This is a genomic window from Olsenella profusa DSM 13989, assembly GCF_030811115.1.
Classification (GTDB): domain Bacteria; phylum Actinomycetota; class Coriobacteriia; order Coriobacteriales; family Atopobiaceae; genus Olsenella_F; species Olsenella_F profusa.
The window spans coordinates 802958-827424 of sequence record NZ_JAUSQK010000001.1 but is presented as its reverse complement, the minus strand read 5'-3'; the positions used below and the strand labels follow the sequence as shown (position 1 = coordinate 827424).

General features: G+C 64.9%; 27 protein-coding genes and 3 pseudogenes. 13 read left to right on the top strand and 17 right to left on the bottom strand.

The window, feature by feature from the left end; translation table 11 throughout:
• Positions 1–2: 2 nt before the first annotated feature.
• The 3 genes from J2S71_RS03775 to J2S71_RS03765 all read left to right on the top strand — a co-directional run bounded on the left by J2S71_RS03775 (position 3) and on the right by J2S71_RS03765 (position 1779).
• The gene (locus tag J2S71_RS03775; RefSeq protein ID WP_021727419.1) at positions 3–929 is read left to right on the top strand and encodes an ROK family protein; all 927 of its coding nucleotides are present in this window, start codon (positions 3–5) and stop codon (positions 927–929) included.
• Between the two features lie 291 nt (positions 930–1220).
• Positions 1221–1505 carry a type II toxin-antitoxin system RelE/ParE family toxin gene (locus J2S71_RS03770; protein ID WP_307388862.1) on the top strand — a complete coding sequence of 95 codons (285 nt, stop codon included), beginning with the start codon at positions 1221–1223 and terminating at the stop codon, positions 1503–1505.
• Positions 1492–1779: a HigA family addiction module antitoxin gene (locus J2S71_RS03765; protein WP_307388860.1), complete on the top strand. Its 288-nt coding sequence runs from the start codon at positions 1492–1494 to the stop codon at positions 1777–1779. Before J2S71_RS03770 ends, J2S71_RS03765 begins: the two co-directional genes overlap by 14 nt.
• Before the next feature lie 284 nt (positions 1780–2063).
• Here the strand turns inward: J2S71_RS03765 and J2S71_RS03760 are convergent, their stop codons facing one another.
• From J2S71_RS03760 to J2S71_RS03730, 7 genes and pseudogenes are all read right to left on the bottom strand, one after another.
• Positions 2064–2429, bottom strand: coding sequence for a hypothetical protein (locus J2S71_RS03760; protein ID WP_307388858.1), 366 nt, complete (start codon positions 2427–2429; stop codon positions 2064–2066).
• A gap of 21 nt (positions 2430–2450) precedes the next feature.
• A pseudogene (locus J2S71_RS03755) lies at positions 2451–2992 on the bottom strand (anhydro-N-acetylmuramic acid kinase).
• Entirely contained in the window at positions 2982–3917 is a 936-nt protein-coding gene (locus J2S71_RS03750) for an N-acetylglucosamine kinase (protein WP_307388856.1), read from the bottom strand. The pseudogene J2S71_RS03755 and the gene J2S71_RS03750 overlap by 11 nt, the downstream one beginning before the upstream one ends.
• Entirely contained in the window at positions 3914–5014 is a 1101-nt protein-coding gene (locus J2S71_RS03745; protein ID WP_307388854.1) for a DUF871 domain-containing protein, read from the bottom strand. Before J2S71_RS03745 ends, J2S71_RS03750 begins: the two co-directional genes overlap by 4 nt.
• Before the next feature lie 99 nt (positions 5015–5113).
• Complete coding sequence (locus tag J2S71_RS03740; RefSeq protein WP_021727407.1) at positions 5114–6412, bottom strand: PTS sugar transporter subunit IIC; 1299 nt, start codon at positions 6410–6412, stop codon at positions 5114–5116.
• A gap of 54 nt (positions 6413–6466) precedes the next feature.
• A complete protein-coding gene (locus J2S71_RS03735) occupies positions 6467–6769 on the bottom strand; it encodes a PTS sugar transporter subunit IIB (RefSeq protein WP_307388852.1) in 303 nt (100 codons plus the stop codon).
• Positions 6770–6814: 45 nt separating this feature from the next.
• Positions 6815–7660, bottom strand: a complete 846-nt coding sequence (locus tag J2S71_RS03730) for a MurR/RpiR family transcriptional regulator (protein WP_307388850.1) — start codon at positions 7658–7660, stop codon at positions 6815–6817.
• A 368-nt stretch (positions 7661–8028) separates the two neighbouring features.
• Here J2S71_RS03730 and J2S71_RS03725 point away from each other — a divergent pair, with 368 nt between their 5' ends.
• From J2S71_RS03725 to J2S71_RS03720, 3 genes and pseudogenes are all read left to right on the top strand, one after another.
• Positions 8029–8361, top strand: a complete 333-nt coding sequence (locus J2S71_RS03725) for a PTS sugar transporter subunit IIA (protein ID WP_021727428.1) — start codon at positions 8029–8031, stop codon at positions 8359–8361.
• A pseudogene (gene murQ, locus J2S71_RS12410) lies at positions 8358–8522 on the top strand (N-acetylmuramic acid 6-phosphate etherase); the annotation flags it as partial. The gene J2S71_RS03725 and the pseudogene murQ, both read left to right, overlap by 4 nt.
• Before the next feature lie 47 nt (positions 8523–8569).
• The gene (locus tag J2S71_RS03720) at positions 8570–8902 is read left to right on the top strand and encodes an N-acetylmuramic acid 6-phosphate etherase family protein (RefSeq protein WP_307388848.1); all 333 of its coding nucleotides are present in this window, start codon (positions 8570–8572) and stop codon (positions 8900–8902) included.
• 184 nt (positions 8903–9086) lie between these two features.
• Here J2S71_RS03720 and J2S71_RS03715 read toward each other — a convergent pair whose 3' ends face one another.
• Positions 9087–10565, bottom strand: a complete 1479-nt coding sequence (locus J2S71_RS03715; protein WP_307388846.1) for an FGGY-family carbohydrate kinase — start codon at positions 10563–10565, stop codon at positions 9087–9089.
• Positions 10566–10722: 157 nt separating this feature from the next.
• Here J2S71_RS03715 and J2S71_RS03710 point away from each other — a divergent pair, with 157 nt between their 5' ends.
• The gene (locus J2S71_RS03710; protein WP_307388844.1) at positions 10723–11412 is read left to right on the top strand and encodes a hypothetical protein; all 690 of its coding nucleotides are present in this window, start codon (positions 10723–10725) and stop codon (positions 11410–11412) included.
• Here the strand turns inward: J2S71_RS03710 and J2S71_RS03705 are convergent.
• The 9 genes from J2S71_RS03705 to J2S71_RS03665 form a co-directional block, all read right to left on the bottom strand.
• On the bottom strand, positions 11409–12299 hold the full coding sequence (locus J2S71_RS03705) for a ribokinase (protein ID WP_307388842.1): 891 nt from the start codon (positions 12297–12299) through the stop codon (positions 11409–11411). The genes J2S71_RS03710 and J2S71_RS03705 overlap by 4 nt on opposite strands.
• Before the next feature lie 39 nt (positions 12300–12338).
• Positions 12339–12734, bottom strand: coding sequence for a D-ribose pyranase (rbsD, locus tag J2S71_RS03700; protein WP_021727433.1), 396 nt, complete (start codon positions 12732–12734; stop codon positions 12339–12341).
• A gap of 102 nt (positions 12735–12836) precedes the next feature.
• The gene (locus tag J2S71_RS03695; protein WP_307388840.1) at positions 12837–13934 is read right to left on the bottom strand and encodes an ABC transporter permease; all 1098 of its coding nucleotides are present in this window, start codon (positions 13932–13934) and stop codon (positions 12837–12839) included.
• 2 nt (positions 13935–13936) lie between these two features.
• The gene (locus tag J2S71_RS03690; RefSeq protein ID WP_307388839.1) at positions 13937–15493 is read right to left on the bottom strand and encodes a sugar ABC transporter ATP-binding protein; all 1557 of its coding nucleotides are present in this window, start codon (positions 15491–15493) and stop codon (positions 13937–13939) included.
• Between the two features lie 35 nt (positions 15494–15528).
• Complete coding sequence (locus J2S71_RS03685) at positions 15529–16209, bottom strand: DUF2291 domain-containing protein (RefSeq protein WP_307388837.1); 681 nt, start codon at positions 16207–16209, stop codon at positions 15529–15531.
• A gap of 134 nt (positions 16210–16343) precedes the next feature.
• Positions 16344–17372, bottom strand: coding sequence for a D-ribose ABC transporter substrate-binding protein (locus tag J2S71_RS03680; RefSeq protein ID WP_307388835.1), 1029 nt, complete (start codon positions 17370–17372; stop codon positions 16344–16346).
• Positions 17373–17450: 78 nt separating this feature from the next.
• Entirely contained in the window at positions 17451–18392 is a 942-nt protein-coding gene (locus tag J2S71_RS03675; protein ID WP_307388833.1) for a transketolase family protein, read from the bottom strand.
• Positions 18385–19224 (bottom strand): transketolase, encoded by an 840-nt coding sequence (locus J2S71_RS03670; protein ID WP_307388831.1) that lies wholly within the window; start codon positions 19222–19224, stop codon positions 18385–18387. Before J2S71_RS03670 ends, J2S71_RS03675 begins: the two co-directional genes overlap by 8 nt.
• Before the next feature lies 1 nt (position 19225).
• The gene (locus tag J2S71_RS03665; protein ID WP_307388829.1) at positions 19226–20641 is read right to left on the bottom strand and encodes an L-fucose/L-arabinose isomerase family protein; all 1416 of its coding nucleotides are present in this window, start codon (positions 20639–20641) and stop codon (positions 19226–19228) included.
• Between the two features lie 168 nt (positions 20642–20809).
• Between J2S71_RS03665 and J2S71_RS03660 the strand changes: the two genes are divergently transcribed.
• The 6 genes and pseudogenes from J2S71_RS03660 (at position 20810) to lplA (ending at position 24235) form a co-directional block, all read left to right on the top strand.
• Positions 20810–21607: a LacI family DNA-binding transcriptional regulator gene (locus J2S71_RS03660; RefSeq protein WP_307388827.1), complete on the top strand. Its 798-nt coding sequence runs from the start codon at positions 20810–20812 to the stop codon at positions 21605–21607.
• Between the two features lie 66 nt (positions 21608–21673).
• Positions 21674–21871 (top strand): annotated as a pseudogene (locus J2S71_RS12245) (transposase family protein); the annotation flags it as partial.
• 43 nt (positions 21872–21914) lie between these two features.
• Positions 21915–22109, top strand: a complete 195-nt coding sequence (locus J2S71_RS03655) for a hypothetical protein (RefSeq protein ID WP_307388359.1) — start codon at positions 21915–21917, stop codon at positions 22107–22109.
• A gap of 7 nt (positions 22110–22116) precedes the next feature.
• Positions 22117–22758: a transposase gene (locus J2S71_RS12240; protein ID WP_307389112.1), complete on the top strand. Its 642-nt coding sequence runs from the start codon at positions 22117–22119 to the stop codon at positions 22756–22758.
• A 26-nt stretch (positions 22759–22784) separates the two neighbouring features.
• Complete coding sequence (locus tag J2S71_RS12235) at positions 22785–23078, top strand: substrate-binding domain-containing protein (protein WP_503122922.1); 294 nt, start codon at positions 22785–22787, stop codon at positions 23076–23078.
• A gap of 2 nt (positions 23079–23080) precedes the next feature.
• Entirely contained in the window at positions 23081–24235 is a 1155-nt protein-coding gene (gene lplA, locus J2S71_RS03640; RefSeq protein ID WP_307388823.1) for a lipoate--protein ligase, read from the top strand.
• The last annotated feature ends 232 nt before the right edge of the window (positions 24236–24467 follow it).

The window sequence follows — 24467 nt, the reverse complement described above, 5'->3', positions numbered from 1 at the left end:
CGATGGCAAGCTACTTCGCGGTCGACATAGGCGGGACCCAAGTGAAGTGGGCAAATGTCGATGATACCTATGCGCTTCACGAGAGGGGGCGCATCGGTACGGACTTCTCAAGCCAAGACGAGCTGATAGACGCCGTGGTCGCACTTGCCCAGCCATGGCTCAAACAGTCGCGTGGTGTGGCTCTCAGCGTACCGGGAACCGTACGCACCAACGATCCCACGGGCACGGTGATAGGAGGTGGGGCACTCGACTACATGGACGGCTGTGCCCTGGGTAGACGCGTATCCCAGGCGTGTGGCCTGCCCGTCGCAGTCACCAACGACGGCAAGAGCTGCGCCCTGGGCGAGTATGCCATGGGCGCCCTCATGGGTTCGAGCGTGGGTGTGGTTATCGCCATAGGAACCGGCTTGGGTGGCGGCATCGTCGCGGACGGCCACGTGCTCTCGGGAGCTCACGGCTTTGCTGGCGAGTTTAGCTTCGTCCCCACCGACTATGCGCCCGGCCTCGACGTTGAATCCATGGCTGCCAGAGGGCTTGGCTGGTCCTCCCTACGCGACATCGTATGCAAGGAGAAGGGGCTCTCCCCCAGCGAGCGCCAAGCCACAGATGGCCACATGGTCTTTCAGTGGATCAACGACGGCGACGCAGCCGCGCGCAGGGGGCTTACCGCCTATGCCAGGCGCTTTGCCATGCTACTCTTCTCGTTGCAGGCCATCGTCGACCCGGACGTCTTTGCCATCGGCGGAGGCATCTCGGCACAGGATGCCCTTATTGAGGCAATACGCCAACAGGTGGACGAGCAATACGAACCGTGGCCGCTCAAGCAACTACCCAAGCCCCATGTAGTGCGCGCCCTCCATGGAAATGATGCCAACCTGCTAGGTGCGACCTACGAACTGAGACGCCATCTGGAGGTGGGGCCTACCTAATCCTCAAGGTCATGGGAAACGCCACCGTGGAAGGCTAGGGCCAGACGCAGGCACACACTAGCGAGAGGGGATGGCTGCTCCAAGGCAGCATCCGAGGCAAGCGGACAAGAATCACATGTGCTTGCTCGCTTGCTCTGCGTTCGCCCAGAATTCTCCCTTCGAGCGAGCAATTTGAGTGCGCATATGTGCGGTTGGCTGGAGGCGGCCACGATTTCGACCCTCTCTATATCGCTTGATAATACTTCTGTATTACAGTACTATCATCATGTATGAGAGAAGCTGCGGGGTGCCATGCAGTTTGCAGACAAGGACATCGAGCTCTTCTGGCTGGACCCAGTCGCCAATCCACCGCGCAGGGTTCCTCCAAATGCGAGAAAGCCCTTATACCGCAAGCTGCAGATTCTCTCGGCCGCCCGTGAGCTAGGAGACCTTAGGGTTCCTCCCGGTAACAGGCTCGAGATACTCAAGGGAAATCGTGCGGGACAGCACAGCATTCGTGTAAACAACCAGTGGCGACTGTGCTTCATATGGCACAACGGCGAGGCGACGGAGGTTGAGTTCTGTGACTACCATTAACGACTACATCTCCACCCCCGGAGAGATTTTGCGCGAGGAGTTTCTGCAGCCCCTGGGTATCAGCCAGTACCGCCTGGCCAAGGCCATCGGCAAGTCGCAGTCCGCTGTGTCCGACATCGTCAACGGGCGGCGGTCCATTACGGCAGAGATGGCGTGGCTACTGGGGTCGGCCCTTGGGACGACGCCCCGGTTCTGGCTCAACCTGCAGACCGACTATGACCTCAAGATGATCGATGCCTCACGGATGCCCAAAGTCGAGGCGCTTGCGGGATAGGGGCGATGGCCGGGGCGCGGGGTTACGATGCCAACCAGGGGCACCCTAAGCGCACAAGCCGCGTGTCCCGCGCGGGGTGGGTCCCTCCCCGACCGCACAGGTCGTGGGCCCACTTGTCCGCTTGCCCCACGCTTGCCCAGGATTCGCGAGACAAGCGCACAGTTCGAGCGCTCACATGTGCGGTTGGCCGAGGTGGTTGGGCCGGGAGGGTCACCGGGAAGCCACCGGTGGCGGAAGTCAACGAGAAAGTCCCGGCAGCAGGCCCGCCCGATGACACGCTCGGCCTACAGCGCGACGCCCCGGAACACGAGCAGATACGTAATGGTCAAAAGAACGGAGAGCGCCACGGCAAACGTCACCCAGAAGCCCCGTGTGACTCCGCGCGTGGAGTCAATCAGGTAGCGTGTGGCCGCCAACGCCAAGGAGACGCAGAGTGGCCCCAGCGCCAGCATCGTCACCTTGACGTCCACGCCCGCCATCGATAGGAGCACCGGAAGGACGAGATACCCCAGCAGCGCCGCAGTGGCGATGATGGCCGAACTCGTGAACGTGAACGGATACACACCCGTGCGCTCGGTCTGCTCCTGGACCCTGTCCTCGGAGATCACGCCGTGGAACTTCCTGTTGGCCGGCCTGTCGTGTAGACTCATTTCTGCGAACCCCTCACTTCTCTACCCTAGGTGCCATGGCAGCGGACCGCCTTGGGGAGGCGGGGTGATGGTTCCCAGCACCGCTGGCGACCTTGCTCCCGTTGCCGAGGGGACGTTCAAGGGCCGACCAAGCAGGGTCTCGTTGCCCAGTATGGCAAAGACCATTGCCTCCTTCGCGTCGCTGGAAACGCCCAGGTCCTCCTGAGTGAGCACCTCAACGTGAGGAAGCCGCCGCGCAATCTCCCCCACCATCACGGGGTTGTGTGCCCCTCCACCTCCCACGACAAGGCGGTCGATGGGACCGCCGACGCGGGACTCCACAAGGCGCAGGCAGGCTTCAGCCACGCTTTGTGCCGTGAACTCCGTGAGTGTGCGCACCAGATCCTCGCCAGGCACGTCGGGATGGGTGGCAAGGATGCGGGCCACGGCCTGCGTGCCAAAGAGCTCCCTCCCCGCGACTTTGGCGGCTTGAGAGAGAAGTACGGCTGCGCCATCAGCTCCCGGAGCAACGCATGGTCGGCAGCCCCTCGCGCCGCAATGGCACCGCCCTCGTCATACGGCACCCCGCATACATGCGTCCCCTCCCTCCAGAGACCTGCGAAGCACCAGGCAGGCTCCGGCCGCCGGCTCGAAGACGGGCTCTGCCAACCGGCAGACCGGAGGCAGGAGCTCCGGGAGCATCCTGAGGATGGTGCCTCCTCCACCCAGGAACGTTCCCCCAACGTACGAGGTCCTCACCTCACTCGCATCGGGGAAGAGGCCCCGCACGACGGTCGAGGCCATCTCGGCATCAGCCGCAGCGGCCTCATCGAGAATGTGGCTCGCTTCGGGGTCTCCCCCGTCTGCCGCCTCGAACACAAGCGGCGCCAGTGAGGCCACCTCGCTGCGGCCCACAAGCGACCCCCACCTAAGCGCGATGAGGTCGTAGTCGGACACAAGGCCTAAGTGCTCCCGGACCAGCTGGTACAGGGTGCCACGAGGGGACCTCCCGTCCGCCTGTCTGCTGAAGGCCTGCAGGAGCCGGCGGCCCATCCACCAGCCACTCCCCTCGTCCCCTATCTGGCACCCCCAGCCACCGCAACGCAGGCTCAGCTCGCCCCGCATACCCAGGGCGGCGGATCCTGTGCCGGCCACCATGACGACACCGTCGGCGAGAGCTAGCGCTGCCGAGCAGCCCGCCTCGAGGTCGCTCAGCAGCGCATATGGATGGCCCAGGGCGACCCTCTCGCACACCCCCTCGACCTTCGCGCGGGAGAGCGGCTCTTCGCCATAACCAGCGAGGCCAAATCCAATGCCCCATTCTTCGCCCAGGCCACCCTCGCGCATGGCCCAGGAGATGCCCTCGCCCAGCACGCTCGCCATGCCCCTCTCGCCCGCTTGGGCGATGTGGCAGCTGGGAAGGCGCAGGTTCGCAATGACGCCCATGTCCTCATCGAAGGTGACGAAGGAGGTCTTGGTTCCCCCGCCGTCGATGCCGAGCCATCTCATGCGTCCTGCGCTTCGTGGAAACGGAACTTCTGCCAGGGGCGGATCGTGTCGATGAGGAAGTGCTCCTCCTCGGGGATATGCCCCACGACGCTGCTCCTGCCACTGTTGCGCATGTCGCTGCGGGCAACCTGCAGCTCGCCGGCATAGTGGCCGTACTCGCTGCTCTCGATGACCACGTCGCCGCGGCGGATGACCTCGGGTGCGTCCAGCACGGCAAAGTGGTGGCCCCGATACTTCACCCTGCTCTGCGTGGACCGGAGGAAGTTCGCAGACACGTCCCCTCGGTTGAAGTGCAGCTCATCCAGGACGATGGACCGCTCGACCTCGGGAAGGCCCGGGGCGAGGGCGACCCCAAAGGACACCAGGTTCCTGGGCAGGGTGCCTATGCGGTCCAGCTCCTCCTGCGTGGGGTAGCAGTTGGAGATGATGACGTCGTCGATGGTGCCCAGGGAGACGTAGTGCTCCACCTGAAGATGGAGCGGCAGGTGCCGGTGCATCTCAAGCGTGGGAAGACCGTCCGTCACCGGCCAAGGCCCAAAGGTGCCCGATGCCTGCGACGTGACGAACGCCGCCGTTCTCAGGCCATGCGATCTGAAGCGACGCGTGCAGGCATTGAAGTGGTCGAGCCCCAGGCCGGAGTAGGCATGCGGGTAGAAGTTGTGACAGCCCACCAGGTGCGAGGGGTCGGGCTGGTAGTCCATGATGGTGTCGATGTAGTGGACGTCGTTGCTCATGTTCACCTCGACCATGAGGCCCTCGGGGTTGAAGGTCATGAGCGACTCCTCGCTACCCGTGAAGCCCATGTCAAGGCGGATGCCGTCCGCGCCGATATCCTTGAAGAAGGCGAGATCCTGGTAGGACACGCCCAGCCTGCTGAAGGTCTTGGGGTCGCAGTCGAGGAAGACCTCGAAGCCCAGCTCATGGGCACGACGGTTGATGTCCGAGAAGTCCCGCATCACGTTCTCGCGGCTGTCCTCGACCGAGAGCAGACAGCTGAAGATGCGGGAGAATCCCGCCCTCGCGGACCGCTCCATATAGTCGAGCAGCTCGTCGCGGTCGCTCTTCTCAGGATAGATGGAGATGCCAAGGCGCTTCATGTCCCTCCTGACCTGGTCACCTGCAGATGCAAAGGGCCCAGGACATACCTGGGGCCCTGATGGGACGTTTGGTGGTCCGGCGGCGCGAGTCCACCCCCTCTACTCCTGCGGCTCCTCCACCTGCTCCTGGGCAAGGAACTGCTTGTCGTAGATCTTCACGAACGGAAGGTAGCACACCGCCGAAACCGCGATGAGGATGCAGCACAGTACGGCGGCACGCCAGTCTCCACCCGTCGCCAGATAGGCCCCGATGGGTCCGGGCAGGGTCCACGGAGCGGTGATGATCACACGGCTCACCAGGCCGAGGCTCGTGGCAACCCATGCGATGATGGCACAGATCATCGGCGTGAGGACGAAGGGGATGGCCAACGTGAGGTTGAGCACCACGGGCGCGCCGAACATGAGGGGCTCGTTGATGTTGAAGAGGGCCGGCGCGACACAGATGCGCCCAAGATCCTTGAGGTACTTCGACTTGCACACGCTCACCAGGAGGATGGCCAGACCGATGGTGCAGCCCGCGCCACCGATCCAGATGAACCATTGGTAGAACGGCTCGGGGCCAATCGCGGGAAGGGCGGTCCCGGCCACGCCGGAGGCTGCGGCATTGGCGTTCTGCTCGAGCAGGGTGAGCCAGAGGGGACGCGCGATGGAACCCACGATCGAGGCGCCATGGATGCCGAAGAACCAGAAGAAGCAGGTCAGAAAGCACACGAGCAGCACACCGGGCAGCGTGTCGGTGGCGGTGACGAGGGGCGTGACGATGGCCGTGATGGCCCCGCTCCAGTTGAAGCCCAGGAAGTACGTGATGGAACCGATGAGCAGCATCACCAGCAGCGTGGGCGTGAGCGCCTCGAAGGAGCGGGAGACCGAGGGAGGCACCTGCTCGGGCATGGTGATGTGGAACCGGGAGCTCTGGGTAAGGCGGAAGATGTTGATGGCGATGAAGGTGACGATGATGCCCACGAAGAGGCCGGCACTGCCCAGAGACGACATGGGGAGCACGAAGCCGGCGATCCCCGCGTTGGCGTCCGCGCTCACGTTGACGGGCTTGATGGTGAGCAGGAAGGCCATGACGGACATCACACCACCCGAGAGGCCATCAAGGTCGTAGGACCTGGCAAGGCTGTTGCCCATGCCAAAGACCGCATAGAGCGACATGATGTACATGGTCACGCGGTAGGGAAGCAGTATCGTGGCGGCGTTAGCCGTGAGGAACTGGTAGAGCCCCCAGCTCTGGGGCAGCGGCGGGTTGGCGATGATGAGAAAGAACGACCCGACGATGATGAGCGGCAGGGCGGCGATGACGCCATCGCGGACGGCAAGCAGGTACCTGTTCGACCCGAACTTGCTCATGGCTGGCCCCAGCTTGTCCTCTAGGAACTTTTGAAACGCGTCCATATCCCCTCCTTGTTGTGGGTGAGCGTGCGAATGCGATGGCCGTCCCCGCAGTGGCTACCCCTCAAGGACCTTGTCCACCTGCGTGAGGATGTTCTCGACGTTGCCGAACGCATAGTCCCGCGGTGCGATCGGCACGACCGGGACGTCCACGGTCCCCGCGATCTGCGCCTTGCGATAGGCGACCTGGGGGCCCAGGAGGATGATGTCGTAATCCGCTGCCTCGTCGGCATAGTTGCTCGTTCCGCAGGCATCCACCTTGATCACGACGTCATGCTCCGTCGCGTACCTCTGCATCTTGTCCATGAGCACCGACGTCGACATACCGCCGGAGCACACGAGCAGAATCCTGTACTCCATGACACGCCCCTCTCTGGCCCCCACCTCATGGGATGCCCTATCAACTCACTTCTCGATGTAGTTGCGATCAAACCACTCAGAGCAACGCTGGAAGTTCCTGCTCACGTACACCGCGAAGAGGATGTCCACGATGTCCAGCTGCGAGATGCGCGACGCGCTCGCCGAGCTTCGAAAGATGGGCTCCGTCGAGGCGACGTAGAGCGTCTGGTCGGCCAGGCGGACAAGCTCCGAGTCGTGAGCGGCCCGCGTGATGGCGATGAGGGACGCGCCGCGTCCCTTGGCCCTCCGCGAGCACTCGATGACCTCGTGCGTGAGCCCCGAGTAGCTGAATGCAATCGCAAGGTCCTCAGACCCCATGTTCGTGGCGCACACGAGCTGGGCGTGCCAGTCGTCACAGACGTTGCAGCGCACGTTGGCACGAATGAGCTTGTAGTACAGGTCCCGGGCGCTCAGCAGGGAGGAGCCCAGGCCAAACAGGCTGATGCTGCACGCCTGCCCCATGAGGGCCACGCACGACTCGATGGTGTCGGGGTCATTGAGCTTCTCCGTGATGGTCAGGGACTCGATGTTCTTTCTGGTCACCTTGAAGATGCTCTGCCGTACCGAATCCTTGGGACTGATGTCCCCAATGGACGTACGCTCACTGTCTCGCCGCCTCGCCAGCTCGAAGACGAGCGAGCTCTGGAACTGCCGATAGCCGCCAAGACCCAGGTGCCGGCAGAGGCGCGAGATGGTGGATGGGGAGACGAACGAGGCGTCCGCAAGCTGATGGATGCTCATCCCCATCACATCCTCCGCATGTGCGAGGATGTAGTCGATGGCATTGCGCTCCGAGGTCGTTGCTCTATCTCTATTCTCTTTTAAAAGGACCATGACGTCACGTCCATCCATGGCTTGTCCCTACTGTTGTACCTATATGGAATTATTGCGTCACGACAATTCTTAATTTCAGGTATTTAATTTCAATTTTGGAACGGAAGACATTCGGACGGCACGCCCTTGTCGGCGAGCGGGACCGGGAGGCCGCAAAACGTGTCAGACCGCACGGCACCCACTAGGCGGGCACTCGGGAAAGAAGGCTCCATGTGCCCACTGAGCACCTGCATCCATCTGTGGCCTTTCTCTCTCACTCGCGAGGACAGGCACCTGGGAGCGAAGTGCGCGCCACCCCTGTCCACCTGTTAGGTGGCGTTTGTCCGCCGTGGGGGCGATGCGTATCCTCGTCTCAGCACAGGGAGCCGCAACCGAAGGGGGTTTGCATGGACGAGGAGAGCGTCCAGACATCGTTCGAGATCATCGCGATGTCGGGAGAGGCCCGGAGCAAGGCGTACGAGGCCCTCGGTAGCGCCAAGGAGGGGGACTTCGAGGTAGCCTCCTCTCTGCTCGGTGAGGCGCAGTCCGCTCTGGACAAGGCCCACAACATCCAGACGAGCCTCATCACACGCGCCGCGCGCGGAGAAAGCATGACCCTCGACATCCTCCTCGTGCACTCGCAGGACCACCTCATGACCTCGATCCTGGCCCTCGAGCTCATCCAGGAGCTGATGGAGCTCTATCGGCTCCGCGCAGAGGACCGGAAGGAGACGGCATGAGCGGGAGGCTCGGCCTGCTCGATGCGGTGGAATGCCCACCCACCTTTGGCGTCTCGCCTGGCCTGGTGGTGGATCTCATCGCCAGCGGGGAGCATGCCTTCGTGAGGACTCAGGAGGGAGCCGAGGACTCCGAGGCCGATGGCGCGAGCGACCCCAAGGCGCATGACGTGAGCGAGCGGGACATCGTCATCGGGTTGGCGGCGAGCGGGTGCGGCCCTACGTCGTGGGCGCGCTGCGTTACGTCCGCAGCTGCGGGAGCAGGACGGTCGCCGTCTCCTGCAACCCGGGTCCCCGCATCTCCCGCAAGGTGGATCTGGCCATCGAGGCAATCACAGGGCCCGAGGTCCTCACCGGATCGACGCGCGTCAAGCGGATCGTATGCGAGGCGTGTTCCTGCACGGAGGACGTTGCGAGCAGGAAGCTCGGCGAAGCCAAGGGTGGCATGAAGCCGGCCATCATGATGCTGCTCCTCGATTGTGGCGCCGGAGAGGCCCCCCGCGCCTTCGACAAGGCCGAAGGACATGTGCGTCAGGCCCTGTGAGGCTCTGACGACAGAGGCCGGACTCCGTCCGAACCGCACGACCTGTGGGTCCCCTTGTCCGCCTGTCCCACGTCTGCCCAGGATTCGCGCGGAAAGCGAGCAATTTGAGTGCTCGCATGTTCGGTTGGTTGGAAGGTTGCGAGGTTGGGCTGACCGACAACACCGACCCTGGGAGCACAATCCGTCAGTCCGAGAGCACCGTGGAGACGGCGTGCTTCCAGCCCTCATACCGCTCCTTCACCCATCTCTCGTCCCGCAGAGGCACGTAGCGTCTGCACTCGATGCCCCGAAAGAGCGTGGCCGCATCGTAGACCCCCATACCACAGCCAGCCGCATACGCCGCCCCCATGCCCGAGAGCTCCTCGGTAGGAGAGACGGCAACGGGGCGGCGCGCCATGTCGCTCTGGAACTGCATGAGGTACCCGTTGTGGGTGGGACCTCCATCCACGCGAAGCTCGCCTATCCGCAGGCCGGCGTCCGCCTCCATGGCCTTGAGGACGTCCGTGATCTGGTAGGCGATGCAATCGAGGGCGGCACGAACCACCTCCGCCCTGTGCGTGGTGCGCGTCATACCCACGAGCGCGCCCGTGGCATCGCTGTCCCAGTAGGGGGCACCCAGGCCCGTAAAGGCCGGCACCAGATAGGAACGGTCGCCCTCGGCGGCCGCCCGGGCCAGCGCCTCCGTCTCATCGGCGGATCGAATGAGCCCCAGGTCGTCCTTGAGCCAGGTGATGACGGCACCGGCGTAGTTGACGTTGCCCTCGAGCACGTAGCTGACCGTACCGTTCAGCTTCCAGGCCAGGGACGAGACGAGCCCACTCCCCGAGCGCACGGGGCTCTCGCCCACGTTCATCATGACGGACGAGCCCGTGCCATAGGTGGCCTTAACCATGCCCGCCCTCACGCACCCCTGGGCGAACAGGGCGCCGTGCGAGTCGCCCAGGATGCCATGGATGGGAATGGGCGCATCGAGGTAGCCCTCGAAGTCGGTCATGCCGAAGTCGGCATCGGAGTCACAGACCTCCGCCAGCACGGAGGCGGGCACACCGAAGGCATCGCACAGCTCCTCGCTCCACGCCAGCCGGGAGATGTCGAAGAGCTCGGTGCGCGAGGCGTTGGAGTAGTCCGTCCTGTAGGCGGCCCCTCCCGTCAGGCGATACAGGAGGTAGGTGTCCACGGTGCCCAGGCGCAGCTCCCCCCTGGCCAACGCATGGGAGGCGGCGGGCACGTTCTCCAGGAGCCACGCGAGTTTGGCGGCCGGGAAGTAGGGCGAGAGCTCTATGCCCGTCTGCACGCGCACGAGCTCGGCCATGCCCTGGCGACGCAGCCGTTCGCACACGTCCTCGGCACGGGCGTCCTGCCAGACGATGGCGCGTGCAAGCGGCGCGCCACCGACATCCCACACGAGCGACGTCTCGCGCTGGTTGGAGATGCCCACGCCACGGATGTCGCCCTTGTCGATGGCGGCCCGTGCTACGACGTCGGCCACAGTGGCGAGCACGTTGGCGTAGATCTCCTCCGCATCGTGCTCGATCCAAGCTCGGTCGCTCACGATCTGTCGGTGAGGCCGGTCGGCGCGGGCCACGAGCGACCCCTTCCCATCAAAGAGCAGCGACTTGGTTCCCTGCGTGCTCTGGTCGATGCCAAGAACGTACGAGGCCATGGGGCTTTCCTCCCTTGTCCCTTCCCTGTCACAGGGCATGGCGCATGCCTGTCCGGGCGTGTTCGTCATCCCGGTGGTGCCACAATTGCCTAGAATCGAACCAACCGCTCCGGCGCCCGACACGCAGGACGTCACGACCCACGCCCAAGGGAGCCCCATGTCACGACAGAGCAGACGCACGCATCGACGGAGACTGCGCGCCACGAGGGCGCTCGAGCGGGAGCGGATCATGGCAACGGGCAATGGCGTTGAGCCTCCCTCCTCGCCCCTGGCCACTGACCACGGCCTGCGCTCGTCAGCCAGCATCCACTCGTCGTTCCACAGGCTCGTTGTGCTCCTTCACACGGCGCGCTCCCGCTTCCAAAACGTGCTGATCGTCGCCTCGACCCTGTTGGTCGCATGGTCGTTCGCGTACCTTGCTGCAGGCACTGGAGCCTGGAGCCTCTTTGGCTACCGTCAGTCGGACACCCTCATGTCCCTCGTGCGCCTGGTGGCGTTTCTGGCAACCGCCGTCGAGGGCATCCGTGCGGGCGTCGACGCGGACCGGCTCCCCCGCGTGTCCCATGGCTGGGCGTTCGTTCCCCTTCTCTTCACCTTCCTCGACATCGTGCTCATGACGGTCCCGGGTAGCACGGCCGTCTTCTCCCTTGAGGGAGGCGCCCTGTACCTCTCCGTCCTCAACTTCGCGCTTGCCCTTGTCTACCTGGTGCTCTGCTTCAGGGCTGCCGCCGAGCATCCCGAGGCCGCAGAGGGGTTTCGCACCTCCCGACAACGGATCGCCAACGCCAAGGCGGAGCGCATCAACAACCCCAGGCCGTCGAGGCTGCCCCACAGGCACAGGCGCTAGCCCAGCGGGCTTGCCCGGACCTGCTCCATCGTGGGAATGGACGGCGCCGCCCCCTGCTGCGACACCGCCATCGCAGACGCCTTGGCAGCCAGCGCCAGGGCCTCCTGCACGGGCTTGCCAACGCTTCGCGCCCACACGAAGTAACCCGTGAACGTATCCCCCGCAGCGGTGGTGTCGATGACCTCAACCTCGAAGATGCCCTGTTCATAGCGATGCCCGCCACACTGATACACCGATCCCCTGGCGCCGAGGGTGAGGACCACCTCGGCCTGGGGGTACTGCTCCCCCAGTCGCCCAAGCACATCGGCCGGATCCGTCGAGCCACCCGAGATCTGTGCCCCCTCGATCTCGTTGAGGATGAACAGTGACACCTTGCCCAGGTCGACAGTGCGCAGCGCGTCATCGTACGGCGAGGGGTTCAGGATGACCTTCATGCCCAAGGCGCCCGCGCGATCCACAAGGTAGGCGAGGCACGAGATCTCGTTCTGGAGGACGAGGTAGTCCCCCGCCGAGAACTGCGCGAGCACCTGATCCACGTAGCCCTCGTCCACCTGCCGATTGGCGCCCCCATAGAGCAGGATGCAGTTCTGCCCCTTCGCATCCACCTGTATGACCGTGTGCCCCGTGGCAACATCGCTGCGGGCGACGAGGTGCGTGTCGACGCCTGCGTCCCTGCAGACGTCCAGCAGCAGGCCCCCCTCGGGCCCCATCATCCCCGCCTGCCATACCCGCGCGCCCGCGCGGGCAAGCGCCACGGCCTGGTTGAGCCCCTTGCCGCCGGGGAAGACGCTGCGCTGCGTCGAGGCAAGCGTCTCCCCCGGTGCGACGATGTGGTCGACGCCATAGACGTAGTCTATGTTGAGGGATCCAAAGTCGAGAATCCTCATGATGCCTCCCGTCTTGTCCGGCACGCGATGGCCCGGAGGCTAGAACGCGCAGGCCGCAGTGAGCAGGATGTTGGGGTACGGCGAGAACTCCCCCGTGCGTATCACGAACTTGCAGGACGCCTCCACCCGCTTGAGCTCGTCGTGGGGAAGGTAGTCGTGCTCGACGCCCGCCAGCGCACCCTCGATGTAGCGGTGGAGCTCCGGGTTGGCCTGCCGTATCTCCTCGGCCAAGGTGTAGCGCTCGACGGCGCACTCGTCCAGGACGGCATCCATGACCTGGCGAAAGGTGGGGACGCCACCTGTCACGGCCAGATCGACGACCTCCACGCCCCTGGGTATGGGCATGCCGGCATCGGCAATCATGTAGCTGTCCTTGTGCCCCAGGCCGGCCAACAGCCCGGCAAGCTGGACGTTGAGTATGCCCCTCTTCTTCATGCTGTTCCTCCTCCAACTCGGGACGTGCCACGAGGTCACATGCGAACCATGCATCGCTCGGCATTCGCATGCCCCTGGGCACGCCGGCATGGTTCCGGGCTGCTATTCCGCCGCAGCCCCGGCGGCCCCGTCACCACCCACATCACCCCTGCCCTCGTCGCGCACCTGCAGGGCCATGCGCGCCTGAAGGTTGCGCTGCACCTGGTCAATCACCACGGCAATGATGATGACGATACCACGTATGACCTGCTGCCAGAACTCCGTGACGCCACACATGGCCATGCCATCGTTGATGACGCCGATGACGAAGGCTCCCTCGACGGTGCCAAGGATGGTACCCACGCCACCCGCCATGGAGGTGCCACCCAGGACGGACGCCGCGATGGCATTCATCTCCCAAGAGGTGCCGGTAGAGGGGTTGGCGCCCATGAGCTGCGAGGTGGTGATGATGCCGACCATGGCGGCGCAGAAGCCCGAGATGGCATAGACGATGATGAGGTTGCGGTCGACCTTGATGCCCGAAAGGCGCGTCGCGTTCTGGTTGCCACCGATTGCCAGCACGTGCCAGCCAAAGGCCGTCTTCCTGAGCACGATGCCCGCAATGACGGCAAAGATTGCAAAGATGATGACGCCCATGGGGATGCCCAGGACGCTCGATGCGAAGAAGCCGTATCCCGTGTTGCCGAGCCCGGGATGTCCCGAGATGCTGGAGAACGTCGCCCCATTGGAGCGGATGTTGGCGAAGCCACGCCAGACGTACATGGTGCCCAACGTGGCGATGAAGGGGGCGACGCCCAGCTTCGTGATGACGAGGCCGTTCAGCATCCCCAGCACGACACCCATGAGCAGGGTGAGGAGCACTACGACGGGCACGCTGAAGTAGATCGTCACACCCGCAAAGGTGAGGGTCAGGCCCTCCTGTACGAAGCCCGCCGAGACCATGCCGGCGAGGCCGACCACCGCGCCCACCGAGAGGTCGATGCCCCCCGTGATGATGACGAACGTCATGCCAATGGCGAGGATGCCATAGAGCGCCACGTGTTTGGCCACGGAGAGAAGCGACCCTGCCGTGAAGAAGTTTGGGGTGGCAAGGCTGAAGAAGATCATGAGGATGACCAGCACGATGAGGGTTCGGCCGTTCAGCAGCACCATCACCAGGTTGTTGGTGCCCCCCGAGGCCTTCTTGGTTTCAGCTGCCATGTCTAGTTCTCCTTCTCTGCCTTCACAGCGTGATGTCCCTTGTAGGAAGCGAGCGCCAACGCATCCTTGTCGATATGGCCCCCCGCGAACTCACCCGTGAGCCTGCCGTTCGAGAGGACGAGGATGCGGTCGGAGATGGCTATGATCTCCTCGAGCTCGGAGGAGATGACGATGATCGAGAGCCCCCGCCTGGCGTACTTGTCAATGATCTCGTAGACCTCGGTCTTGGCCCCGATGTCGATGCCGCGGGACGGCTCGTCCATGAGCAGTATCTGTGGCTCGGTGAGCAGCCCCTTGGCGATGACGACCTTCTGCTGGTTGCCGCCAGAGAGCGACAGGATCGGCAGGTGCTTGTCGGCGACCTTGATGTGGATGTCCCGAATCTCCTCGTCGACCCTCCTGTCCTCCGTGACGGAGTCGATGAGCGGCCCCTTCCGGTAGCGCTTGAGTGCCGCAAGGGACACGTTCTTCTCGATGTCCAAGGTCTGGACCAGGCCACCGCCCTGGCGATCCTCCGGGATGAGCGAGATGCCCGCATCAATCATCTGCGAGACGCTGCCGATGGTGATGGGCCTGCCGTTGAGCCTGACCGTTCCCGTGTGTTCGGGACGCAGGCCCATGATGCACTCGAACACCTCGGTGCGTCCGGCACCCAGAAGGCCGTAGATGCCCAGCACCTCGCCCTTCCTGAGGTCGAAGCTCACGTGGTCGACGAGGTACCCTCCGCCAGGCTTGGGCAGGCAGAGGTCGCTGACCTCGAGGATCTTGGACTGCGCGCCCCAATCGACGACGCGATCACGCTTGGGGTACTGCTTCTCGCCACCGGTCATCTTCTGGACGATCCAGCTGATGCTGATGTCCTTTACGTCAGCGTCGTCCACGTACCTGCCGTCGCGCAGGATGGTGACGTGATCGCCGATCTCCATGACCTCCTCGAGACGATGGGAGATGTAGACGATGGAGAGGCCGCTGGCCGTAAGCTCACGCATGATCCTGAAGAGGACCTGTACCTCCTGTTGCGACAGTGACGAGGTGGGCTCGTCCATGATGAGAACCTGGAGGTCGTCATCAACGAGCTCCCGGGCGATCTCTATCATCTGCTGCTGGCCGACGCGGAGGCTGCCGACCCTGGTGGTGGGGTCCATGGGATGCTCCAGGAGGTCAAGGACCTTCTTGGACGCGTTCATGTGGTAGGCGTCATCAAGGCTGAGACCCCGCCTGTGCTCCCTGTTCATGAAGATGTTCTGGTACACGTTGAGATTGGGGAAGAGGCTGAGCTCCTGGTGGATGATGCCGATGCCGTGCCTGCGGGCCTCGGTCGTGTCCTTGAAGCTCACCTCGGCATCGCCAATGTACAGGGTGCCCGATGACGGCTGCTCGATGCCGGCTATCATCTTCATGAGGGTGGACTTACCCGCCCCGTTCTCGCCAATCAGGACATTGACCTTACCTTTGAGCAGGTCGAACGAGACGTCGTCGAGCGCCTTGGTACCGGGGTACACCTTTGAGATCCGATCGGCATGCAGGAGCACATCGTCCGGACAGCCATAGCCTGACATACGTACGCACTTCCTTCCCAAGCGTCCGCAAGCCCCTACTCGACGACCATCTCGATGGGGGTGATGGTGACCTTGCTCATCGTCGCCGAGTTTGCCGTGAAGGCGCCCACGAAGGCGACCCTCCTGCCCTTGATGGTGGCTATGTCGGCAGGGTCGATGACCTCGGACTGAGCCTTGCCGTTGAGGCCCTTGGAGACCTGTGACCACTCGGTCGTGTCCCTGTAATCGTTGAGGTTGATGCTGCTGAGGTAGTCACGCAACGACGTGTCCGATATGACGGGGCCGACGTTGATGTCGACCTCGGTGGGCCCATCGTAACCTTCGAGCGCGATGGTGATGTAGCCCTTGGAGGATGCCCCCGAATCGGCTGCCTTCGCGACGACATTGGTGACGGTGCCGGCCCCCTTGACCGCATAGACCACGACATTGCCGGCTGCGCTCGAGGAGGTGGAGAGGCTCTTGCCTGCGAACTGGCTTGCCGTGTCATCGGCGACCAGGCTGCTCGCGCCCAGCAGCCCGTTGAGGTCCCGTGCGTTGCCGCCAATCTCGGACTGCACGTTCTCGCTCCACAGGGTGTCGATGTCTCTCGCGGCATCAAAGGTGGACTCGCCCGTGTACGTGCCCTCCTGGCCAATGGGCACCACCGTACATCCAAACAGGACGAGCGACCCCACCAGCGATGCGCTCACCACGACCGGGAGCATGCTCCTTCTCATCTTCTCTCCTCCTCCTGCCGCTGACAAGCCGCGCCGCAAGGGTAGGCCGCCGTACGCGGTTCCGCAGCGGTGGGACCACGGACAGAACCCATGCCCCACCGTTCACCTGCCTGAGGGATGCTGCGAGCGCCGTGCTACTCCGTGTAGACGAAGCCATCGAGCTTGCCGGCATTGTCCTTGGTGATGACGATGCAGGGGATGAGCTGCTTCTCATCCTTGCCCGTCGCGCCCTCCTTGAGGTAGGTGTCAGCCTCCTGGACGGCGGTGCGGGCGATGACATCGAACTGCTGGAGCGCGGTGGCCGTGGCCTTGCCCTGCTTGATGAGGTCACGCACCTCGTCGGACCCATCGACGCCGACGACGGGGATGCTCATGCCCGCGGAGTCGAGGGCCGCGCAGACGCCCTGGACCATGGTGTCGTTGCCGGATATGACGCCGTTGATGTCGCTGCCATAGGTCTGGATGAGGGCCTCCATCTTGTTGTAGGCTTCGTCCTTCTCCCAGTTGGCCGTCTGGGCATCGAGCATCTTCATGTCCGGATACTGGTCGATGACGGCGTGGAACGCGTCGGAGCGCACGTGGGCGTTGGTGTCGGAGTCCTTGCCCTTGAGCTCGATGTAGTTGCCCTTCTCGCCCATGGCGTCCACGAAGGCCTGGGCCACGTCCGAGGCGCCCTGGTTGTTGTCGGCGATGATCTGGGCGATGGCGTCGCCCGTCGAGGAGATCTCGCGGTCGATCAGGAAGGTGGGGATGCCCGCCTCCGCCGCCTTCTGGACGGCTGCGACCGTCGCATCGGCACCGGCGTTGTCACAGATGATGGCGGCCGCCTTGTCGGCGATGGCGGAGTCGAAGAGCTCGGACTGCTTGTTGAGGTCGTCGTCGTGGGAGTTTACCTTGACCTCATAGCCCAGCTTCTGCGCCTCGTCGGTGGCACCGTCGGCCTCGGCCTTGAAGGCGGGGTTGGAGACGGAGGGCGTGATGACATAGATGATGTCGGAGCCGCCTCCCTTCAGCACCTCCCGCTCGCCACCGGAGCCGGAGCTTGCGGGCTTGGAGGCGTCCGACGAGCCACCCCCACACGCGGTAAGCAGCGCGGCAAGGCCGAGGCCTGCGCCCATGACACCGGATACCCTACAGAAGTCGCGCCTCGAAACGTCTTTCATGATTGCCCCTCTCCTGAACTCGTTGTACAGGCAGGCCATCCCTGCCCCACATCCCACCACGGGCCTGGGTGCCAGGCACTAGCCCCCCTTGGCGAGAAGCTCCCGCACGCGCGTGGCGATTCCATGCGCATCCAGGTCGTACTGCGCGAAGACCTCCCGTGAGCTGCCCGTGATGACCGGTGCGTCGGGAAGCGCCATCGTGACGCAGGGCCTCGGGCACTCCTCGCCCACCACCTGGGCCACCATCGAGCCCAGGCCACTGAAGGGCGCATGCTCCTCCACGCCCACGACCACCTTGGCATCCCGCGTATACGTGACAATGGCCTCGCGGTCGAGCGGCTTGACGCAGTACATGTCGAGCACGGTGGCGCTCACGCCATCGGCGGCCAAGAGGTCGGCCGCCACGATCGCAGGCCGGACCATCTCGCCGCAGGCCACCAGCAGCGCATCGGTGCCCTCGCGAACCACCGTGGCCCGATCCATCTGGAAGGGGCAGGACTCGGTGTAGACGTCCTCGACGGGATTGCGGCCCACGCGGATGTAGGCGGGCCTCTCGTCCTCGAGCAGCGCCTCGAAGAGCCGGGTCGTCTGGAAGCGGTCGCTCGGGAGGTACACGCGCATGTTGGGGATGGCGCTCATGGCAGCTATGTCCTGGGCGGAGTGGTGGCTCATGCCCAGGGCGCCATAGCTCACGCCCCCCGAGATGCCGATGAGCTTGACGTTGGTGTCGGAGTAGGCGCAGTCGACCTTGACCTGCTCGTAGGAGCGCGTGCTCACGAAGGAGGCGGGGCTGGCGGCATAGGGCTTCTTGCCGCACGCGGCGAGGCCCGCGGCGATGCCCACGAGGTCCTGCTCGGCAATGCCAACCTCGATGGCCTGCTCCGGATACCGCTCGAAGAAGGGCGTGAGCGAGGCCGACCCGCGGGAATCGGAGCAGAGCACCACAACGTCCCTATCGGTGGCTGCGTGCCTCATGAGCACGTCACAGATTGCCTTGCGGTTGGGCACGGTGTTAGGCATGACGCTCAGCCTCCCTTCGGGCCTTGAAGTCGGCGGATATGTGGGCATACTCCTCGGCGCTGGGCAGCTTGTGGTGCCAGTCGGCCTTGTCCTCCATCACGGGGCTCCCGTAGCCCTTGGTGGTGTTCGCGATGATGACGGTCGGCTTGCCCTTGGCCTTCTGGGCCAGGGTGAAGGCGGCGTCGAGGGCGGCGAGGTCGTTGCCGGGGATGGAGATCACATTCCACCCGAAGGCGGCCCAACGCTCCTGTTGGGGGTCCTGCCGCATGACGTCCTCCGTGGGGCCAGAGATCTGCAGACGGTTGCGATCGACCAGGGCACACAGGTTGTCGAGGGCATAGCTGCCGCCGCTCATGGCCCCCTCCCACACGGAGCCCTCGGCCAGCTCGCCGTCACCAAGGAACACGTACGTGCGATAGGGGCGGCCGTCCATCCGGGCGGCAAGCGCCATGCCCACGGCAACCGGCAGTCCATGGCCCAGCGATCCGGAGTTCATCTCGATGCCCGGCAGCTTGTTGTTGGGGTGACCGATATACGGCGAGCCGAACGTGGAGAAGCGGGCCTTGACGTCCTCGAGGTCGAGGAAGCCACGGTTGCAGAGGACCGCATAGTAGGCCTCCATCGCATGGCCCTTGGAGAGGATGAAGCGATCGCGGTTGGGGTCGCCCGCAGTCTCGGGCGTGACGTTGAGGTGATTGGCGTAGAGCACCAGCAGCGCGTCCATGATGGACATGTCACCGCCGATGTGGCCGCCGCCACCCGCCATGATGATGTCCACGCAGTCCTGGCGCAGCTCCCAGCGCAGGCGCTCCAGCTCGGCAATGTCCGCCACCCTACTCACCCCTCAGGTATGCCTTGACGTCTTCCTCGATCGGGTCGTACAGGTCGGGCGTGATGCCCAGGTACTTGCAGGCCTCGTACAGCACCGGCACGACATCGTCATGGATACCCACGCAGTGGTGGATGTAGGGTCCCTCGACGATCTTGGCCTCGAGGCGCTTGATGTCGTCCACCCTCACCCACAGGTAAGTGCCCATGCCCTTGGGGCCGTCGATGCCCTCGGCATGCCCCAGCAGCAGGGAGTATGCGCCGTTGTCGCCATCGAAGCGCGCCAGCGTGAGGTTGCCGTGCCTGGCCTCGGCCGTGAGGGCGCCGTTGTGATCGAACGCCAGGGGAACGGTGATCTTTGGCCTCTCCTTAGCGACGCTGCAGGGCCACGGCCCACAGTGCTGCAGGAGCTCGCCATTGGGCTCGTCGGGGTGACGGATGGTCCAGTCGGCGAAGAAGGAGCGCTTGCGGCCCATGTCGGCAGCCTCGACCATCAGGCTGGTGATGGCACCGTGCACATCGGTCTCGCAGGTGATGGGCGTGCCCTCCTCGTTGAGGATGGAGTTTGCCGCACAGGGCATGACGCCCAGCTCGTGCTGGAGCTCGTTCCAGCACTGGATGCAACCGGCCGTGCAGTGGTAGCTCCTGAGGAGGCGACGGATGGCGACGGCCATGCCGGCCACGGTTTGGGCCTGCTCGCTGCTGCAGTCGCAGTCGAAGTGCTCTTCCATCCACGCGAGCTGGGCCTCGACGTCGGAGCTGCCGTCACCCGTGACCTCGCCTGTGGCCTGCCGCACGCCACGCGCGAGCTCGCCGAGGGGCACGGGCACGCACTCGATGTTGAACCGTTCCAGCAGCTCGCCCTCGTTGCACATGGTGGAGTAGAACTCGTAGGGCCTGGGACCCATCTGCAGGATGCGGGCGGCCCGGAAGGCCCTCACCACGTTGCAGACGGCCATGAAGTCGCGCAGGCCACGTTCGAACACCGGGTCGTCCACCCGGCAGTTGGTCAGGTAGGTGAAGGGCACCTGGAAGCGGCGGAGCACCTTGCCCGTGGCGAAGAGGCCGCACTGGGTGTCGCGCAGGCGCACGCCGTTGGGCTCGGGCCGCTCGTCAAGCGGGCCCCACAGGAGGACGGGCCTTCCGAGGTCCTTGGCAAGGCGCGCGCAGATGAACTCGGTACCGAAGTTGCAGTGCGGGAGGAACAGGCCGTCAACCCCGGCGGCGCGGAACTTCTCCAGCACCCTGATGCGGTCGTCCTCGTCGAAGAGGAGCCCCTCGTCGTTGATGTCGTCGATGTCCACGAACTCAACGTTCAGCTCGGTCAGCCTGTCCGCGATGATCGTGCGATACCGTCTGGCGTCCGGAGCGGAGAAGATGCTCCTGCGGGTAGGTGCATATCCGATGCGAATGGTGTCCATGCCTCTCCCTGACCCCTTCGATTGAATCGGCACGATGTCGTGTGCCCACACTCACGGTATGCTCTTTGAACGATTGATAAATGAATGAAAAACATTTACTAAATATTTAGTACTAAACTATGGGTGCCGCCGGGAGGTCGGCCGCCGTATCTCGACGAGGGGGAGCGCATGTCCAGCACGGCAAGGGTGACATCGCGGGATGTGGCACGCGAGGCAGGCGTCTCCCCTGCGACCGTCTCGCTCGTGCTGAGAAACAAGCCAGGCGTCGGGGCACAGACACGCGAGCGCGTCCTCCGGGTCGCGAAGGAGATGGGGCTCGAGCGCGTGTCGGGAGGAGCTCATCGCAAGACGAGCACCCTCCTGTTCATCATCTACAAGCGACACGGAAAGGTGGTGCGGGAGACGCCCTTCTTCGAGGCCCTCATCAAGGGCGCCTCGGATGCCACGTACCGCAACGGCTACCACCGCCTCTCCATCTCATACTTCTATGAGCATGAGCATGCCTCGGAGCAGCTCAAGGCGCTGCGATCCATCAAGTGCGCAGGCATACTGCTGCTCGCGACCGAGATGCGCGCACGCGAGGTATCGCAGTTCGAACGCCTTGGCGTGCCCATCGTCCTTTTGGACAGCTGGTTTCCCACCAAGAACCTCGACTCCGTCGTCATCGACAACAGCCGTGGTACCTGGGAGGCCGTGCGGTACCTTCACGGCATGGGACACACCGACATCGGCTACCTCCATTCGAAGGTGGACATCCGTAACTTCCTCGAGCGCCAGCAGGGCTTCCTCTCCGCCATGGGAGACATAGGGCGCTCCTCGGATCCCACCCAGAACACCATCGTGCGCGTGGGCTCGACGATGGATGCCGCCTGCATGGATATGCTTGCCTACCTTGACGCCAGCCCCAAGCTGCCCACGGCGTTCTTCGCCGACATGGCTCCCAAGCTCGCGCATAAGGGCAGCTAATTTGTGTCGCGCCCCCGTCGCACAATCGGTGCCGCAGGGCGAGGGCGTCGAGAGGGGCTGGGCGGCATGACGAGCATGAGCGCGCGGATGGTGGCGGCGGCGGACGGCGGCGGGGACCTCCTGTCCTGGGTCGCGAGGCACGGGGACGAGGCGTCGTGCGAGGAGGGGCTGATGCGGCTGCGCTTCCCGGGCGGCTGGGTCTGCCCGAGGTGCGGCAACCGCAGGTGCAGCCCCGTAGCGGGCAGGCCGAGGAAGCGGCAGTGCACCCGCTGCAGGCTTCCAGTTCTCGGTGACCTCCGGGACCCCGATGCAGGGCTCGAGGCTGCCGCTGCCGAAGTGGTTCCTGGCGTTCCGGCTCGTCGCCGGCTCGAAGAGGGGCGTCTCGGCCGCCGAGCTGGCCCGCGCCCTGGGCACGAGCGAGACCACCGCGCGATACGTGGTCCTGAGGCTGCGCGGCGCGATGTCCGCCGGATTGGGGCGCCTTCGGCCGGGTCTCGGGTGAGGCCGAGGTGGACGACTTCTTCGTGGGGGCCGCGGCCGCAGGGACCGTGGGCAGGGGGACCACCAGGCAGCCGATGATCTGCGCGGTGTCGCGCGGCGGCCGGGGCGGCCCCGGGACGTGCGCCCTCAGGGTCGTCCCCGACGCGGCGGGCGGGGCGTACTCGCGCTTCGCCGAGGAGCACGTGGGGGTGCTCTCGCACGTCCGCGCCGACATGTGGCAGGGCGTCACCGCCGGCCTGCGCGGCTGGCCGGGGCTCGACCAGCGCCCGTTCGACGCGTCGGACCCGGCCTCCTCGCTCGCGCTCGTGCACCACGTGATATCGGACTTCAAGGCGTACGCCCTCGGCACCTTCCACGGGCTGTCGCGGGCGAGGCTGCAGGGCGTGTGCGACGAGTTCAGCTGGAGGTACTGCCACAGGGGCCCCGCGCCGGCGTCCGCGCTCGCCGCCGACGTCGCGGCCGCCCCGCACGTCCCCCGCGCCGAGCTCGAGGCCTCGTTCGGCCCGCAGCCCCGCGTCGCGAGCCCGAGGGCGCGCACGGGGGCGAGGGTCAGGCAGCGCGAGCGCGTCGAGGAGCTGCTGCGCGAGGCCGGGCCGGGCGACGGCCTGCTGGGGCTGCTCGACGACGGCTTCCGGGAGCGGAGGGAGTGAGGGGGTTATGCGCGAGCTTGGGGGCCATGTTCGCCGATAACGACCTCATCGCATCGGGCTGCATCCGCGCCCTCCAGGACCATGGCATCCACGTGCCCGAAGACGTATCGGTCATGGGGTTTGATAACATCTATACCAGCAGCTTCTTCAATCCGCCCCTCACGACGATGGGGGTTCCGAAGGAATGCATGGGGGCGACGGCGGTGCAGCGCCTCTCGAACATCATCAAGGGCAAGACCGACGGCAACACGGTGCGCATCTCGATGAACCTCAGACTTGTGGAGCGCCTGAGCGTGGCGCGCCTGCAGAAGGTGGACTAGCCATGCCAAGGCCCCTTCCCACCACGGCGCGGGCCTGCGGGGAACGGGTGCCCACCCACGTGCGGGCGTCTCGCGAAGCGCCCGGCCATACCTCGGCGGCTCACGCCTGTGGGCCCGAAGGGAGCTGCAACGACCAGGAGAGGGGAGCTGCCATGACCGGCATCATCCACTACCTCGAGACGGGATCCGTGGACCCAGACTTCAACCTGGCGTTTGAGGAGCACGTCCTCCTGAGCCGCCGCGATGCCACCTACCTGATGCTCTGGCAGAACGACAACACCATCGTCCTCGGGCAGAACCAGAACGCGGAGGCGGAGATCGACCAACGCTTCGTCCGCGAGCACGGCATAAGGGTCGCCCGCCGCACGACGGGTGGCGGTGCGGTCTACCATGACCTCGGGAACCTCAACTACTCGTTCATGGCCGACGCGGGGGACGCGAGCCACCTGATGCTGGGGCGCTTCACCCTGCCCATCGTCGAGGCCCTGCGTGGGCTGGGCCTCGGCGCACACGCCTCCGGTCGCAACGACATCGTCGTCGATGGGAGGAAGGTGTCGGGGACGGCGCAGCGGCTGGCCGGGGGGAGGGTCCTTCATCATGGGACGCTCCTCTTCGATTCGGATCCGTCCCTCATCGCCGGCGCCCTGCGGGTGGATCCCCAGAAGTTTCGCGCAAAGCGCGCCCAGTCCGTCCGGGGCAGGATCGGCAACATCCGCGCGTGCCTGGCACGGAGGGGCTGCGACATGACCCTCCCCGAATTCTGGGCCTATGTGAGACAGGCCCTGGCGGGGGACGGCCTCGTGCCCGACGAGCTGGACGATGGGGAGCTGGACCTGGTCCGTCGCCTGCAGGCGGAGAAGTACGACAGCTGGGAATGGGTCTTTGGGCGCTCCCCGGCCTATGACCTGCGCAACAGGCGCTGGTGGAACGGCGGCGAGCTGGAGGTGCGGGCGTCCATCACGCGGGAGAGGATCGCCGACATCCGGTTCTTCGGCGACTTCCTCTCCCTGGTGCCCCTTGGGACGCTGACGGACGAACTCGTCGGCTGCCCCTATCGGAGGGATGCCGTCCGCGAGGTCTTGGAGCGGCAGGCGATCGGTGCCCTGTTTGGCGGCATCACGATGGAGGAGGTCCTGTCGACGGTCTTTCCCTCGTAGGGAGGCCACCAAGCCCGCCTGCGCGCCGTCGCTGCTCGCGCCTGACGGCACGCTGGGGCGCTAGGGAACGCGGGAACGACAAACGCGGAGGCGTTATCACGGTGACGTGCATCGTGATACTTGAAGTGCCCCGCCTAAAGTGCACACGCAACGTATATTCGAAAACGCCAACTGGGCAAACGCTGGGCGAAACGCGTTGCGTGTGCACTTTGGGCGACACCCCTCGAGTAGG

Coding starts and splice junctions, on each gene's coding strand:
- J2S71_RS03775 (WP_021727419.1), top strand. CDS start 3: ATGGCAAGCTACTTCGCGGTCGACATAGGCGGGACCCAAGTGAAGTGG.
- J2S71_RS03770 (WP_307388862.1), top strand. CDS start 1,221: ATGCAGTTTGCAGACAAGGACATCGAGCTCTTCTGGCTGGACCCAGTC.
- J2S71_RS03760 (WP_307388858.1), bottom strand. CDS start 2,429: ATGAGTCTACACGACAGGCCGGCCAACAGGAAGTTCCACGGCGTGATC.
- J2S71_RS03750 (WP_307388856.1), bottom strand. CDS start 3,917: ATGAGATGGCTCGGCATCGACGGCGGGGGAACCAAGACCTCCTTCGTC.
- J2S71_RS03745 (WP_307388854.1), bottom strand. CDS start 5,014: ATGAAGCGCCTTGGCATCTCCATCTATCCTGAGAAGAGCGACCGCGAC.
- J2S71_RS03740 (WP_021727407.1), bottom strand. CDS start 6,412: ATGGACGCGTTTCAAAAGTTCCTAGAGGACAAGCTGGGGCCAGCCATG.
- J2S71_RS03735 (WP_307388852.1), bottom strand. CDS start 6,769: ATGGAGTACAGGATTCTGCTCGTGTGCTCCGGCGGTATGTCGACGTCG.
- J2S71_RS03730 (WP_307388850.1), bottom strand. CDS start 7,660: ATGGATGGACGTGACGTCATGGTCCTTTTAAAAGAGAATAGAGATAGA.
- J2S71_RS03725 (WP_021727428.1), top strand. CDS start 8,029: ATGGACGAGGAGAGCGTCCAGACATCGTTCGAGATCATCGCGATGTCG.
- J2S71_RS03715 (WP_307388846.1), bottom strand. CDS start 10,565: ATGGCCTCGTACGTTCTTGGCATCGACCAGAGCACGCAGGGAACCAAG.
- J2S71_RS03710 (WP_307388844.1), top strand. CDS start 10,723: ATGTCACGACAGAGCAGACGCACGCATCGACGGAGACTGCGCGCCACG.
- J2S71_RS03705 (WP_307388842.1), bottom strand. CDS start 12,299: ATGAGGATTCTCGACTTTGGATCCCTCAACATAGACTACGTCTATGGC.
- rbsD (WP_021727433.1), bottom strand. CDS start 12,734: ATGAAGAAGAGGGGCATACTCAACGTCCAGCTTGCCGGGCTGTTGGCC.
- J2S71_RS03695 (WP_307388840.1), bottom strand. CDS start 13,934: ATGGCAGCTGAAACCAAGAAGGCCTCGGGGGGCACCAACAACCTGGTG.
- J2S71_RS03690 (WP_307388839.1), bottom strand. CDS start 15,493: ATGTCAGGCTATGGCTGTCCGGACGATGTGCTCCTGCATGCCGATCGG.
- J2S71_RS03685 (WP_307388837.1), bottom strand. CDS start 16,209: ATGAGAAGGAGCATGCTCCCGGTCGTGGTGAGCGCATCGCTGGTGGGG.
- J2S71_RS03680 (WP_307388835.1), bottom strand. CDS start 17,372: ATGAAAGACGTTTCGAGGCGCGACTTCTGTAGGGTATCCGGTGTCATG.
- J2S71_RS03675 (WP_307388833.1), bottom strand. CDS start 18,392: ATGCCTAACACCGTGCCCAACCGCAAGGCAATCTGTGACGTGCTCATG.
- J2S71_RS03665 (WP_307388829.1), bottom strand. CDS start 20,641: ATGGACACCATTCGCATCGGATATGCACCTACCCGCAGGAGCATCTTC.
- J2S71_RS03660 (WP_307388827.1), top strand. CDS start 20,810: ATGTCCAGCACGGCAAGGGTGACATCGCGGGATGTGGCACGCGAGGCA.
- J2S71_RS03655 (WP_307388359.1), top strand. CDS start 21,915: ATGCAGGGCTCGAGGCTGCCGCTGCCGAAGTGGTTCCTGGCGTTCCGG.
- J2S71_RS12235 (WP_503122922.1), top strand. CDS start 22,785: ATGTTCGCCGATAACGACCTCATCGCATCGGGCTGCATCCGCGCCCTC.
- lplA (WP_307388823.1), top strand. CDS start 23,081: ATGCCAAGGCCCCTTCCCACCACGGCGCGGGCCTGCGGGGAACGGGTG.